Annotated in this window: 9 protein-coding genes; 8 read left to right on the top strand and 1 reads right to left on the bottom strand. The window is 71.0% G+C overall.

The window, feature by feature from the left end:
• Nucleotides 1-10: 10 nt before the first annotated feature.
• The 8 genes from ACGFT2_RS20965 to ACGFT2_RS20930 all read left to right on the top strand — a co-directional run bounded on the left by ACGFT2_RS20965 (nucleotide 11) and on the right by ACGFT2_RS20930 (nucleotide 13,395).
• The gene (locus ACGFT2_RS20965; protein ID WP_393280320.1) at nucleotides 11-4,573 is read left to right on the top strand and encodes a beta-ketoacyl synthase N-terminal-like domain-containing protein; all 4,563 of its coding nucleotides are present in this window, start codon (nucleotides 11-13) and stop codon (nucleotides 4,571-4,573) included.
• A 45-nt stretch (nucleotides 4,574-4,618) separates the two neighbouring features.
• A complete protein-coding gene (locus ACGFT2_RS20960) occupies nucleotides 4,619-5,407 on the top strand; it encodes a hypothetical protein (protein ID WP_393280318.1) in 789 nt (262 codons plus the stop codon).
• Between the two features lie 44 nt (nucleotides 5,408-5,451).
• Nucleotides 5,452-6,855, top strand: a complete 1,404-nt coding sequence (locus ACGFT2_RS20955) for an AMP-binding protein (protein WP_393280316.1) — start codon at nucleotides 5,452-5,454, stop codon at nucleotides 6,853-6,855.
• 5 nt (nucleotides 6,856-6,860) lie between these two features.
• Nucleotides 6,861-7,637 (top strand): class I SAM-dependent methyltransferase, encoded by a 777-nt coding sequence (locus ACGFT2_RS20950; protein WP_393280313.1) that lies wholly within the window; start codon nucleotides 6,861-6,863, stop codon nucleotides 7,635-7,637.
• 56 nt (nucleotides 7,638-7,693) lie between these two features.
• Nucleotides 7,694-7,954: a phosphopantetheine-binding protein gene (locus ACGFT2_RS20945; RefSeq protein WP_393280310.1), complete on the top strand. Its 261-nt coding sequence runs from the start codon at nucleotides 7,694-7,696 to the stop codon at nucleotides 7,952-7,954.
• Nucleotides 7,955-7,973: 19 nt separating this feature from the next.
• The gene (locus ACGFT2_RS20940; protein WP_393280307.1) at nucleotides 7,974-11,093 is read left to right on the top strand and encodes a beta-ketoacyl synthase N-terminal-like domain-containing protein; all 3,120 of its coding nucleotides are present in this window, start codon (nucleotides 7,974-7,976) and stop codon (nucleotides 11,091-11,093) included.
• Nucleotides 11,083-12,072, top strand: coding sequence for an acyltransferase domain-containing protein (locus tag ACGFT2_RS20935; RefSeq protein WP_393280305.1), 990 nt, complete (start codon nucleotides 11,083-11,085; stop codon nucleotides 12,070-12,072). The genes ACGFT2_RS20940 and ACGFT2_RS20935 overlap by 11 nt, the downstream gene beginning before the upstream one ends.
• A 597-nt stretch (nucleotides 12,073-12,669) precedes the next feature.
• Nucleotides 12,670-13,395: a LuxR C-terminal-related transcriptional regulator gene (locus ACGFT2_RS20930; RefSeq protein WP_393280302.1), complete on the top strand. Its 726-nt coding sequence runs from the start codon at nucleotides 12,670-12,672 to the stop codon at nucleotides 13,393-13,395.
• Between the two features lies 1 nt (nucleotide 13,396).
• On the opposite strand, the gene ACGFT2_RS20925 is transcribed toward ACGFT2_RS20930, so the two are convergent.
• Nucleotides 13,397-14,632 carry an ATP-grasp domain-containing protein gene (locus ACGFT2_RS20925; RefSeq protein WP_393280299.1) on the bottom strand — a complete coding sequence of 412 codons (1,236 nt, stop codon included), beginning with the start codon at nucleotides 14,630-14,632 and terminating at the stop codon, nucleotides 13,397-13,399.
• Nucleotides 14,633-14,659 lie beyond the last annotated feature (27 nt).

Genomic DNA, 14,659 nt, shown 5'->3' with positions numbered 1-14,659 from the left:
GAGAGGCGGCATGACCGTGGAAGTGAAGACGGACGACTACAAGACGCTCCTCTCGGAGTCGCTGCGCACCATCAGGCGGCTGCGGCAGGAGGCCCGGCAGGGCGGCCGGACGCGGGAACCCGTGGCCATCGTCGGCATGGGCTGCCGGTTCCCCGGCGGCAGCGATACCCCGGAGGCCTTCTGGGAGTTCCTCAGCGGCGGCGGCGACGGCGTCGTCGACGTGCCCGCCGACCGGTGGGACATCGAGGAGCTGTACGATCCCGAACCCGGCAGGCCGGGCAAGGTGTACCTCCGGCAGGGCGGATTCCTGCGGGAGGACGTCCGCGGTTTCGATGCCCACTTCTTCGGCATCTCGCCCCTCGAAGCGGCCGAGATGGACCCCCAGCAGCGGCTCCTTCTCGAGGTGACCTGGGAGGCGCTCGAGCGGGCGGGCATCCCCGCCCACAGCCTCAAGGGCACCAGGACAGGCGTGTTCGTCGGGGTGATCGGCTCCGAGTACGCCGGGCTGCCGCGGGCCGAGCGATTCGGCAACCCGTACACGCTGACCGGCGCGATGTCCGCCATCATGTCCGGCCGCGTCTCCTACGTCCTCGGCACCCAGGGCCCCTCGCTCTCCGTCGACACCGCCTGTTCGTCCTCGCTCGTCTCCGTTCACCTCGCCCGCGAGAGCCTGCTCAGGGGAGAGTCCGACACAGCGCTCGCCGGCGGGGTCAACCTGCTGCTGTCGGCCACCGGCTTCGCCTCGCTGTGCGACCTGGGGGCGCTGTCCAGGGACGGGCGGTGCAAGTCGTTCGACGCGAGCGGGGACGGTTACGGCCGGGGCGAGGGCTGCGGTGTCGTCGTCCTGAAGCGGCTGTCCGACGCGCTGCGCGACGGCGACCCGGTACTCGCCGTCATCAGGGCCAGCGGCGTCAACCAGGACGGACCCGGCAGCGGCCTGACCGTGCCCAACGGCTCGGCACAGCGCGACCTGATCCGCCGCACCCTGTCCGAGGCCGGCGTGGCCCCCACCGACATCGGCTACTTCGAGGCCCACGGCACCGGCACGGCGCTGGGCGACCCCATCGAGGTCCAGGCGATCAAGGACGTGTTCGCGGGCGACCCCGCCCGCCGCGCGCCGCTGCGCATCGGCTCGGTGAAGAGCAACATCGGCCACCTGGAGGCGGCGGCCGGTGTCGCGGGCCTCATCAAGCTCGTGCTCTGTCTGCAGCACGGCAGGATCCCGCCCAACCTCCACCTGAACACGCTGAACCCGAAGATCCGGCTGGCCGACATCCCCGCGACCGTCCCACAGGTGTGCGAGGAATGGGAGGCGGACACGGGCGTGCGGACCGCCGCCATCAGCTCGTACGGGTTCAGCGGCACCAACGCCCACGCCGTCCTCGCCGAGGCCCCCCGGCCCGCCCGGACCCGGCCGGAGCACGACGACCGCCCGCTGCACGTACTGACGCTCTCGGCCAGGAACAAGGGCGCGCTGGGCGACCTCGCCGAGGCGTACCTGCGCTTCCTGGCGACCGGAGAACCCCCCGCGCTGGGCGATGTGTGCCACACGGCGAACGCCGGGCGCAGCCACTTCGCCCACCGCCTCGCCGTGGTCGCCGGGGACGTCGCCCAACTGCGGCGGCGGCTGCGGGAACGGGCCGCGCAGCCCACGGCCGGCCCGCGCTCCGGCACCGGCCCCCGAGTGGCGTTCGTCTTCCCGGGGCGCTACGACGAAGGGCTCGCCCGGGAGCTGTACGCCACCCAGCCCGCGTTCCGGAACGCGCTACGGGAGTGCGACGAGGCCGTACGCGGCCGTGGCGGAGCCGGGGTGGTGGCCGGCCTCGCCGCCGCCCCCGAGCGGACCCCGGCCGGCCCCGGCCCCGGCCCACGACACGACATCGTCGCGGCGTTCTGCCTGGAGTACGCGCTGGACCGGATGTGGGCGTCCTGGGGTGTGCGCCCGCAGGCCGTCCTGGGCCGGGGCGGCGGGCAGTTCGCCGCCGCCTGCGCGGCCGGTGTCATGGACCTCGGCACCGCACTGGCCTTTCTGCTGCCGGGGACGGCACCCGCGCCCGGCGACGGGGTGCCGTTGCGCCGGCCGACGGCCCGGGTGCTCTCGGGTGCGACGGGCGACGCCGTGGACCGCCGGACCCTGCTGTCCACCGCCTACTGGGCGGGTGCCGGCACGGACCACCCCGAGCCGTTCGGCCCCGTCGTGGACCGGCTCGCGGCGGATCACGACCACTGCGTGGCGGTGACCCCGCTCGACATGCCGGACGATCCGCCGGGCCGGCCGGCGGCCGGCGTGCACACGCCGGCCGTCGACTCGGCGAGCCGCGCGGGCGCGTGGCACGGGCTGGGCACGACGCTCGGCGCGCTGTACGAGGCCGGGGTGCCCGTCGACTGGGCGGGTTTCGACCGCGACTACGGCCGCCGGAAGGTCCTGCTGCCGACGTACCCCTTCCAGCGCAAGCCCTTCTGGACGCGGGAAGCGCGACCGGGAACGGCCCCGGAGCGCCCTGCCACGCGCCGCGACGGCCTGGAGGGAAGCCTCGTACACACGCCGTTCGGCCCCGACCAGGTCGGCTTCGAGGTGCCGATGACCGCGGTGCCCGACGTCCGCGCCACCCACGGGGTGCTGCACGTCGGCTACTACCTGGAACTGCTGGCCCGCGCCCAGCGGCTGACCGGCGACGGCGAGGCCTTCACCGTCCGGTCCATACGCTTCACCCATGCCCTGGTCCTGGATGAGGACCGCGGCAACCGCCTGGTGGTCGATGTGGAGGGACGCCCGGACGGCACACACGGATTCAGCGTCCACGGCCAGGGCGAACACCGAACGGACTGGACGCGGCACGCCGAGGGTGTGCTGGTGCCCGCCCGGGACCGGCCCGCCGACGAGCACCCGCACCCCGTGTGGGACGGCGGACCGCGCGCCCACGGCTTCCACGGCCCGTCGTCCGGCGGCGACTTCTACGCCCGGGCCGCGAGCCGGCGCCGGCTGACCCTGGGCGAGGACGTGCGGTGGCTGTCCGAGGTGTGGACGCGCGAGGGCGAGGCGGTGGCCCGGCTCGTGCCACCGAGGGGCCTGGACACCGGCGGCACCTACCTGGTGGGCGTCCACCCCGGCGTCTTCGACGCGTGCGCACAGCTCTTCCACGCGGCGCTGCCCCCGTCCGTCCCCGCCGACCTCAAGTTCATGGTCACCGAGTGCCGCGAGATGCGGTTCGAAGACGCCGCGGACACCGGTGACCTGTGGTGCCGGGTCGAGGTGGCGGAGTACGACGGGGACTCCGGCGAGCTGCACGGCTCCTTCGAACTCGTCGATGGGCGGGGCAGGCCCGTGGCGAGCGCGCGCGGCGTCACGATGAAGGGCATCGGCGCCGAACACGAACAGGTCTTCCGGGACATGTCCGAGCGCGCCGGCGGCGCCGGTCAGGACGCCGGACCCGCACGGATTCTGCTGGAGCTGGCGGACGCGGCCGAGGAACGCCGCCCGGCGCTCCTGGAGGAACATCTGCGGGGGCTGTTCGCCGGGCTGCTGCGCATCGAGCACGAGGACCTGGACCCCGCAGAACGGCTCTCGGACCTGGGCATGGACTCCCTGGTCGGGGTCAAGGCCAAGGCCCTCATCGAGGAGGACCTGCGGATACGGCTGCCGATCGAGACCCTGATCGAGGGGCCCTCGGTGCGGGAACTCGCCGCCGCCGTACGGCCCAGCGTGAACATCGCGGGGATCCGTGCACCACGCACCCCGCACGAGCCGCCCGGGGCAGGGGCGCCCGGCGGCGCCGGGGCGGCGCGGTGGATCGCGCATCGCGCGCCCAACCCGCAGGCTCGGATACGGCTCTTCTGCCTCCCGTACGGCAGCGGTGGCGGGGCGTCGGTGTACCGCGACTGGCAGCGGGCGCTCCCCGACCACGTGGAGGTCTGCCCCGTCCAGCTGCCGGGCAAGGAGAACCGGATCAAGGAACCGGCCTTCGAGGACGCCGAGACGGCGGTCGACGCGTTGTGCGAGGCGCTCCTGCCCGAACTCGATCGCCCCTACGCCTTCTACGGGCACAGCATGGGGGCGCTCCTCGCATACCGGCTGGCCCATCGGCTGTGGCGGACGCACGAGGTCAAGCCGGACCACCTCGTCGTGGGCGCGTACTCGGCGCCCAGCGTGCAGCCGAACCCGCTGGTGGCCTTCACCCGGGAGAAGTTCGCCGCGATCGGGTACGACGAGATTCCCGACCCGGCGGCCCTGTCCACCGCCACACCCGCCGAACGCGAGGCCATCCTCGGGGTGCTCACCTCCGAGGCCGACGTCAGCGAGGAACTGGCCCGGGCCCTGCTGCCGACCCGGCTCGCGGAACTGAAGCTGGTGCGCGACTACCGCGAGCCCGACGAACCCGGGTTCGACGTGCCCGTCACCGCGGTGCACGGATTGCGGGACGACAAGGTCACCGAGTCCGACATGGCCGCGTGGCAGAAGGTGACCAGCGGCACCTTCGCACTCCACGTGGTCTCCGGCGACCACCTGTTCCTGCGCGAGGACCAGGACCGGCGACTGCTGCTCCGGCACATCGCGCACGCTCTGAAGACCTGAGTGTTCCTCCACCCCGCCCCAGGCACGGCATCACAAGGAGAAGCAATGAAGCGACGGCATCTGTTCGAGTTCGAGGACCTCACGTGGTTTCCCGACGTCTTCCGGCGCGGCACCACCGACTTCCTCTCGTTCGTCTTTTCCAAGACCAACAGGTACGCGCCCGTCGTGCCGCTGGTCGCGGAGGCGCTGGACGGGAAGGACCCGGTGCGGATCGTGGACCTGTGCTCGGGCGGCGGCGGTGGCATCGCCAACCTGCAGCGTGACCTGTCCGCGCTGCTCGACCGGAAGGTCACGGTCACCCTCACCGACAAGTACCCGAATCTCGAGGCGTTCGAGAAGATCAAGCAGAGCTGCGAGGGCATCGAGTACGAGACCGGCCCGGTCGACGCCACCGACGTGCCGGAACAGCTCGACGGCTTCCGGACCATCTTCACCGCCTTCCACCACTTCAAGCCGGACATGGCCGAGGCGATCCTGCGCGACGCGGTGGAGAAGAAGGTGCCGATCGGGGTCTTCGAACTCGGCAACAAGGGCTCCAAGGCCATTGCCAAGCTCATCGTCACCGTCCCCGTCGGTCTCGCGCTGGTGACGCCGTTCCTGCGGCCGTTCCGCATGTCCCGGATTCTCTTCACCTACCTTCTGCCGGTGATTCCACTGGCCACCATCTGGGACGGCGTCGTCTCCATTCTCCGGGTCTACACACCGGACCAGCTGCGCGAGATCACCGAGAGAATAGAGTCGACGGACTACGAGTGGAAGATCGGCACCGCGGTGCACGACGAAGGCGTCGGCAAGGGTGAGGTCATCTACCTCATCGGCGCGCCGGTCGAATAGCCGCTGTGGACAGCGAGCGGTATCCGCTTCGGGAACACGGAGAAATGGATTTTTTCGAGGAGTTGCACCGGCACGGGGACCGGACGGCCGTCGTCGACGACGGCCGCCGGCGATTCTCCTACCGTGAACTGCACGAGATGGCACGCGCGTTCGGTGACCGGCTGCCCGGGGGAGAGCGGGCGCTGATCCTGCTGCGGACCCGGAACCGCATCGAGTCGCTCGTCGGATACCTCGGCGGCATCGCGAGCGGCCACGTGGTGCTCCCGGTGGACCACGGCCTCGACGACACACTGGCCGCCCGGCTCATGGACGCGTACCGGCCCGAGTACGTGTGGGGCCCGCACCAGGCCCCCGGGCCCGCGCTGTTCACCATGGGCGACCACGCCCTGACCCGGACGTCCTACCCGCCGGGGGCGCCGCTCCACCCGGACCTGAGCGTCGTGCTGCTCACCTCGGGATCGACCGGCTCCCCCAAGGGCGTACGGCTGACCCGGCGGAACATCGTGGCGAACGCCCGCTCCATCGCCGAGTACCTCGGTCTCGACGCCACCGAACGGCCCGTCACCAGCCTGCCGATGAGCTACTCGTACGGCCTGTCGGTGATCACCAGCCATCTCCACGCCGGGGCGACCCTGCTGCTCACGGACGCCTCCCTGGTACGCGGCGAGTTCTGGGACTTCTTCCGCGAGCAGGAGGCGACCTCCTTCTCGGGGGTGCCGTACACCTACGAAATGCTGGACACGCTGCGTTTCGCGTCGATGGAACTGCCGAGCCTGCGGTACTTCACGCAGGCGGGCGGCCGGCTGCCCGCGGAACGGGTCGCACACTACGCCGCCGAGGCGGAGCGCAGAGGGGCCCGCTTCTACGTCATGTACGGGCAGACGGAGGCGACCGCCCGCATCGCCTATCTGGACCCCGGACTGCTGCCGGCCAAGAGCGGCAGCATCGGCCGGGCCGTCCCCGGCGGGACGCTCTATCTCAAGGACGAGCACGGAGCGCGGATCGCCGCCCCGGGGCGGACCGGACACCTCTACTACGAAGGCCCGAACGTGATGCAGGGCCATGCACGCGGACGGTCCGACCTGGCCGCCGGGGACCGGCTCGGCGGCGTGCTCGACACCGGTGACCTCGCCCACGTCGACGAGGACGGCTGCTTCTACATCGCCGGGCGGCGCGGCCGCTTCGTGAAGCTGTCCGGCATCCGCTACGACCTCGACGAACTCGAACTGCAACTCACCAGGAGCGGTATCGCCTGCGCGTGCGGCGGCAGCGACGACCGGCTGGCGGTGGCCGTCGAGGACGCCACGCTCGCCCGGCAGGTGAAACAGCACCTGCGCCGCACCTTCCGGGTGGACCCGACGCAGGTGCGCGTGGTCGAGGTGGAGCGGATCAGCAGGACGACCACCGGAAAGATCGCCTACGCGCACATATTCGGGAACGGGGAGTGAGAACCGTGAGCACCAACAGAGCCGTCATCGAGCAGTTCGACGAAGGTGCGGAGCACTTCGACGTCTGGCCGGTCACCCGGGACGAGCGAATGCTCCGCGGACTCGCCGAGTTCTGCGAGCTGGACGCACACGACGACCTGCTGGACGTGGCGTGCGGCACCGGTGCGCTGGCGCTGCACGGCGCCCCGCTGGTGCGCTCGGTCACGGGAGTGGACATATCGGAGGGGATGATCACGGTCGCCCGCCGGAACGCGGCCGAACGCGGTCTGTCCAACGCCTCCTTCGAGTGCCGCAACGTGGAGGAACTCGGCCTGGAGAGCGACCGGTACTCGGTCGTCGTCTCCCGGTCGGCCTTCCACCACATGGCCCGGTACCGGGACGTGTTCGCGGAGATGGTGCGCTGCTGCCGCCCGGGCGGACTGCTGTGCCTCCAGGACGTCATGGCGTACGGGGACCGGAAGAAGGACCGGTACTTCGAGGAGATGGAGCGGCTCATCGACCGGAGCCACCACATCACGTACGGCAAACGCGAGTTCTTCGACCTTTTCAAGGACAACGGCGTCAAGGTGACCGCTCTCTTCGAGTCCGAGTCGCTCCTCGACTTCCACGACTACGTGGACCACGTCGCCCAGACGGCGGCCGGCCGGGCCGAGATCGAACGGCTCCTGACGGCCGGGCTCGCCGACGCGGACATCGCCACCGAATTCACCGAGCGGGACGGCAGGCTGCTGTGGCGCCGCAAGGTCTGCACCATTCGGGGGCGCAAGGCCGACCAGGCGTAGCCCGCCCCCGTACACGCACACGAGAACGACGTTTCACAGCTAAGGACACCATGGTGATGGACGCAGTGCGGCAGCAGATCAGGCAGTTCATGGAGGAGACCCTCCTGGTGAACTTCGACGAGGAGATCACCGAGGACACGGATCTCTTCAAGGCGGGAGTCATCGAGTCGCGGGACTACCTCAGCATCCTCCGGTTCCTCCAGCAGGACCTGAAGGTCGAGATGACCGACGAGGACCTGTTCATGAACGTGCTGGTGTCCCTTTCGGGCATCACCGAGTTCGTTCACCAGAAGCAGGGCGGCGTCAGGCCGGTCTGAGAGAACGGGGGCAGTGGTTATGACACGTGTGGATGACGGCTCCGGGGACAGCGGAAGCGCCCGGGCCGAAGGGATCGCCATAGTCGGTGCGAGCCTGCGGTTCCCCGGCGCGGAGTCGATGGACGAGTTCTGGCGGCTGCTGGAAGAGGGCCGCTGCGTGATCGGCGATCTGCCGGCCGACCGGCGAGAGGCGGGACGCGGCGACCCCGAGGCGGAAGCGGGTGACGAGCCCGTCGTACGCGGTGGCTTCCTGGCCGACGCCGACGCGTTCGACGCCACCTTCTTCAACATCTCGCCGCGCGAGGCGATGTTCATGGACCCGCAGCAGCGGTTCGCCATGGAACTCGCCTGGCAGGCCATCGAGGACGCCGGGTACCGGGCGGACGCCCTGAAGGGGTCCCGGACCGGTGTCTTCATGGGCGTCGCCAACTCCGACTACACCGAGCTGGCCGAGGCTCGGGGCGGTGCGCCCGACGCATACCTGCCGACCGGAACCTCGGCCGCGATCATCGCCAACCGGATCTCCTACTGGTTCGACCTGCTCGGGCCCAGCATGACCATCGACACGGCGTGCGCCGGTTCACTGGTGGCCGTGCATCAGGCGGTCCGCGCGCTGGAACACGGTGACTGCGAGTACGCGCTGGCCGGTGGAGTGAACCTGTGCTGGTCGGGCCGCCGGTTCACGGCGCTGGGCCGCAACGGCATGCTCTCCGGCGACGGCCTGTGCCGGGCCTTCGACAGCCGGGCGGACGGATACGTACGGGCCGAGGGCGGATCGGTCGTCCTGCTGAAGCCGCTGGCCGCCGCGATCGCCGACGGCGACGCCGTGCACGCGGTGATCCGCGGCATCGGGACGAACCACGGCGGACGGACGAACTCACTGACCATCACCAACCCGAAGGCGCACGCCGACCTGGTCAGCGGCGTCTACGCGCAGGCCGGTGTCGGGCCCGAGACGGTCGGCTACATCGAGGCGCACGGCCCCGGCACGCCGCTCGGCGATCCCATCGAGGTGCACGGGCTCAAGTCCGCCTTCGGACGCCTGGCCGAGCGACAGGGCACGCGGCTGCTGCCGCAGACCTGCGGGCTCGGCTCGGTCAAGTCGAACATCGGCCACCTGGAGTCGGCGGCCGGCATGGCCGGGATGCTCAAGGTCGTGGCGGCGCTGAAACATCGGACACTGCCGGCCACGCTGCACTTCGAGAACCCCAATCCGCTGGTCAAGCTGGAGGACAGCCCCTTCTACGTGGTGGACCGGGCACGGCCCTGGGAAGCCGTCGACGGCGCCGACGGGCATGTGCTCCCACGCCGTGCGGGGGTGAGCTCGTTCGGCTTCGGCGGCAGCAACGCGCATGTCCTGCTGGAGGAGTACGTACCGGTCGGGGCCGCCGCGGAGCACGAGGCGGGCGCCGCGACCGGCACCCGTCAGCTGATACCGATGTCGGCCAGGACGGCCGGGCAGCTGCGGACGATGGCGCGGAACCTGCTGGGTGCGGTCGAGGCGGCGGGTACCGAACCCGGCCGCGGGGGCGACCCGGTGCTGCGGGACATCGCCCACACCCTCCAGACCGGCCGGACGGAGATGCCGCAGCGGGTGGCCTTCGTCGTGGCGGACCTCGACGAACTCGCCGCCGAGCTGCGCGCGTTCGTCGGAGAGGAGGACCGGGCCCCGCGCTGCCGGCAGGGCACCGTCGAGGACGACGGGCTCCTGGCGGTGCTGGGCGGGGACGAGGACGCCGCGACGATGCTGCGCGGCTGGGCTGCCAAGGGGAAACTGGACAAGGTCGCCGAACTGTGGACACTCGGCTGCCCCATCGAGTGGGACCTGCTGCGGGTGGACGGTCCGGCGCGCCGGGCCCATCTGCCGACCTACCCCTTCCAGCGGCGCCGGTACTGGCTGCCGGACCCGGTGCACGAGGCGACGGCCCGCGGCACGGCCGCCACACCGGCCCCGGCCCACGCACCGGCCGTGATAACGCCCCCGGCGACAACGGCGACAACGGCGACAACGGCGACAACGGCGACAACGGCGACAACGGCGACAACGGCGACAACGGCGACAACGGCGACAACGGCGACAACGGCCACGGGCCCGGTACCGGCCGCGGCATCGGCGCATGCATCGGCCGCGGCCGCGGCCCCGGCATCGCCGTCGTCCCCGGTCCCGGGATCCTCACCGGCCCCGGCACCGGTCGATCCGGCACCGGCCGGGGCCGGCGGCATCACGCTCACCGCGACCGCCTCGTACGTCCGGCCGGGGCCGGCGATGCCGCGGTCCGGTGCGGCCAAGCCGCGGGGCATGGCGCTGCGTGAGCTGTCCGGACCCTCCGCGGGCACTCCGCGGTCCGCGCCGCAACCGCCCTCCCCGGCCCCCTCCGCATTCTCGTTCCCGGCGCCCTCCTCGTCTCCGGCTCCCTCCGGCCGGCCGGCGGCGCCCGCGCCGGGTACGGCGGACCGCGCGCCGGGTACGGCGGACCGCGCGCTGCTCGAGCGGCAACTGGCCGAGTGCCTCGGCGAGGTGCTGTACCTGGAACCGGGCGAGGTGAGCGTCGACCGCAAGTTCATCGACATCGGCCTGGACTCGGTCGTCGCCGTCGAATGGGTGCGCGCGGTCAACCGCCGCTTCGGCTCCTCTCTGGAGACGGCCGACGTGTACGAGTTCCCGACGATCCGCGAGCTGGCGGCCGAGCTGGCGGCCGCTGAGGCGGTGTCCGCCGCCCCGGAGGGCGACCGGCACTCGGCGTGGCTCCCCGGGATCCCTGCGGCGGAGCCTGTCCCGGAGCGCGCCCCTGCGGACGTGTCCGCGCTGGTGGGCGAACTGACGGACAGCCTCGCCGACGTGCTCTACATCCCCGTCGAGGAGCTGGGCAGCGACGACAAGTTCATCGACATCGGTCTCGACTCCGTCATCGCCGTGGAATGGATGCGCGCGGTCAACCAGCGGTACGGCACCGATCTGCCGGTGGCCGTCATCTACGAGTACCCGACGCTCCGGGAGTTCGCCGCCCACCTGGCCGGTCAGGTGGCGCAGGACCAGGGCGGACCGCAGGTGGAGGAGGTGCTTCGCCAGGTGATGGCCGGGAGCCTGGAGATCGAACAGGCGGAGCGGCTGCTGGAGTCACGGGTCCATGTCGCCTGAGACGGACGCGGTGGGCAGCCCGGAGAGGCTGCCCGCCGTCTTCATGTTCTCCGGGCAGGGCTCGCAGTACCACCAGATGGGGCGCGAGCTGTTCGAGGCGGACGCGGTCTTCCGCGCGGCGCTGATCCGCCATGACGCCGTGGTCGCCGAGGAGTCGGGCGAGTCCGTGCTGGAGCGGGTCTTCGATCCGGCGAAGCGGAAGTCGGACCCGTTCGTCGACACCCGCTTCACCCATCCCGCGATCGTCATGTTCCAACTGGCGCTCGCGGAGGCGGTGCAGGCCGCCGGGGTCCGGCCTCGGTATGTGCTCGGTGCCAGCCTGGGGGAGTACGCGGCCGCCGCGGTGGCCGGCGCCGTCGAGCCGGCTCAGTGCCTGCGCCTGGTGGTGCGTCAGGCCGCTCTGCTGCGCGACGAGGTGCCCGGCGGGATGCTCGCCGTCCTCGCCGACACCACGGTCTTCGACGACGTGCCCGTCCTGCACGGCACCGACGTGGCGGCGCGGAACTACCCGGGGCACCTCGTCGTCGCCGGTACGACGGACGTGCTCGACCGCGCCGCCGCGCAACTGCGCGCGGCCGGTGTGCCGCACCAGCGGGTGCCGGTGGAACACGGCTTCCACTCCTACCTCATGGACGACGTACGGGAGCGGTTCGCCGACTGCTTCGAGGGCGTGGCGCTGACCACGCCCCGTGTTCCCTGGGTGAGTTGCGTGGACGGCCGGCTGGTCGAACGGCCCTCGGCCGGGCACTTCTGGCGGGTGGCCCGCCGGCCGATCGAGTTCGGGGACACCATGGGGGCGATGCAGGCCCGCGGGGACTTCCTGTACGTCGACCTGGGGCCGTCCGGCACGCTGCACGGGTTTGCGGCCAACAACCTTGCCCGGGGCAGCCGTTCGCGGTCCATGGCACTGCTCAGCCCCTTCGGGCAGGACCCGGACGCGCCGGCCCGGATCCGCGCGGCCGCCGGCGGCACGGCCTGACCCGCGGGGGCGGGGCGCCATTTCATCCCGATTTCAAAACGGACCGCCCCCTTTCGTGCACATCACCGAACTCGCGGCAGTACGGACATTCCAAGCCAGGTTCGCGGCCATCGGGCCTGGTCACGGCGGGGACAAGCGCTTGTTTCCGCAGATCACTTGTGAGTCGCGTTACTTGACAGTGCTTGGCAAGCAAACTTCTGGACAATCGCTCAGGTGATCACGTAGCTTCGATCCGGGACACGATGACCAGTCACGAGCTTTGTTCGACATTCAAATGATCGCGGGGGCGATTTCGTCGACGTAGCCCGGCTGGTCGCAGAGTGTCAGGTGCGCAAGGAAACGGGGGCTGTTGAGTTGGAGCACCGCGACGGGCAGGCGACCGCCATTCGAGGGAGTCGGAGAACTCCTGGCCGCCGGCGACCGTGAACCCCCCTCATGTCTCGCCGAGAGTCATCGGCGAATTCTTTCCGAATTCTTACTGACGGGTCAGGGTTCACGGCTTTATGCCGCTTTCCACAAGAAAAGCGCGCGCGCCGGAACTGCACATCAATTCTCAAGCCCGTAGACACGATCAAAACGGGACAAGGACAGGACTCCATGCTCACGCATAAAGCGCTGCCCAAATTCAGCCGGACCGAGGACGAGGACCACCTGCACCACGGGGAGGTCAAGGTCGCGATCCTGGCCAGCCGGGCCCTGACACGCGTCGCGCTCCGCACGGTCATGGCGGACGCACCGGGCCTGCGGATAGTCGCCGAGGCGACCACTCCCTACCAGCTGAACCACGCGGTGGCGGCTCGCCGCCCCCACACCCTGCTGCTCGACGACGCCGATCCCGCCTGGGACACCGCGGAGGTGCTGCGCGGTCTGCGCGAGGACACCGGACGGCGAATGGGCGTGGTCATCCTCGCCGACGCCGGTGCGCTGGACGACGCGCTGACGTACCTCTGCGAGGGCGCTGACGGAGTGGTGCTCAACGACGGCGCGCCGGCCGAGGTGGCGACGGCGGTCCGCGCGGTCGCCGAGGGGCACGCCGTGGTGCCCCCGCCACTCGCGCGCCGACTCGTCGACCTCCTCGGTGTGCGCATGCCGGCGATGCCCGCACGCGACCAGCTCGACACGCTCACCACGCGCGAGCAGGAGATCTTCGAACTGGTCATCAAGGGCATGTCCAACCAGGAAGTCGCGGACACCCTCGTGCTCAGCGAGCGCACCATCAAGTTCCACGTGTCCAACCTGCTCCGCAAGCTCGGCGTGCGGAACCGCACGCAGGCCATCGTCTACGCGCGGGACCGCCGCCTTCTGCGGAGCACGGCCTCCTGAGTCACTCCGTGAGGATCTGGAGCTCGGCCATCGACCGCCGGCAGCGGTCGATGGCGTCCGTGGTGTCGTCGCCGCTGCTCGCCACATGACCGAGCCCGTCCCACTGACCGTCGAAGGGCCGGACCACATCACCAGGTCCCACCCACAGATCGACGCCCACGGTGTCCGGCTTCGCCAGTATCGCCTCCAGGCCCCGGATCTCACGCACCTTCCCGGGTTCCGTGACGACGAGCCAACTGGCGCTGCCGCCGCGGGGCTCGGGGCGCTCCCGCAGCGCCTGCGCCTCGCCCAGCGGCCAGCTGAACGCCAGTTCCTGCAGGTCCACCCCGTACACGCTCTCCATGAGGTCCCCGAGCAACGCCCCGCCGACCCGGGCCTGGGACTCGATGACCACCGGCCCTCGAGGGGTCAGCTTGAACTCCGTGTGCGAGGCGCCGTCGCGGTATCCCATCGCGTCCAGGAAGCTCGCCGTCACCCGCACCACGTCCGCCTCGACGGCCGGGCTGATCCGGGCCGGTACGGCATGCCCGACGTGCACGTGATTGCTGTCCTCGGTGATGGCCTCGGTGACCGTCACGACCACGTGGTGACCGGCGAAGCTGAAGGTCTCGGCGCTGCAGAGCGGTCCGTCGATGTACTCCTCCATGATGAACTCGCCCAGGTCGTAGGCGTGGACGAGCGGGTGGTCGGAGGAGCGCAGCCGGCCGATCTCCTGCCAGGCCGCCTCCGTCCGGTCCTCCCCGTCGACCTTCAGCACCCCGAAGCTGGCCGTGCCGCAGGTCGGCTTCACGATGAACGGGTAACCGTGCGCGGCACCGAACCGGCGCAGGCTTTCGTGGTCCTCGACCAGGGCGGAGGCGACGATCCGTACCCCGGGCGCCGCCGTCTCCTCCAGGTGGCGGCGCATCAGGTACTTGTCGGTGAACCGGTGCGCGACCTCGTAACCGGTGCCCGTGAGCCCCAGCAGGTCGTTCACCCGGGCCGCGGGATCGAGGCCGGGCTCGGTGAGCGACACCGCGGCGTCGAACGGCCGCTCGGCGTGTGCCTTCGACGCCAGACGGCCCAGCGTCTCCTCGTCCGCGTAATCGGCGCGGACGACCTCGACGCCGCGTTCGGCGTCGGCCGGCCCGACCTCGTCCGGCATACGGATCCAGACGATGTCGGCCCCGCTGGCCCGGGCCTTGGACAGATGGGTGGCCGAACCGCCCACGAGGAGCAGGCGCTTGGCTGGCGTCATGGCATGCATCGCTTTCTCACTGCGGAT

Source organism: Streptomyces sp. NPDC048514 (genome assembly GCF_043199955.1).
Classification (GTDB): domain Bacteria; phylum Actinomycetota; class Actinomycetes; order Streptomycetales; family Streptomycetaceae; genus Streptomyces.
This window is presented reverse-complemented; position numbering and strand designations above follow the sequence as displayed.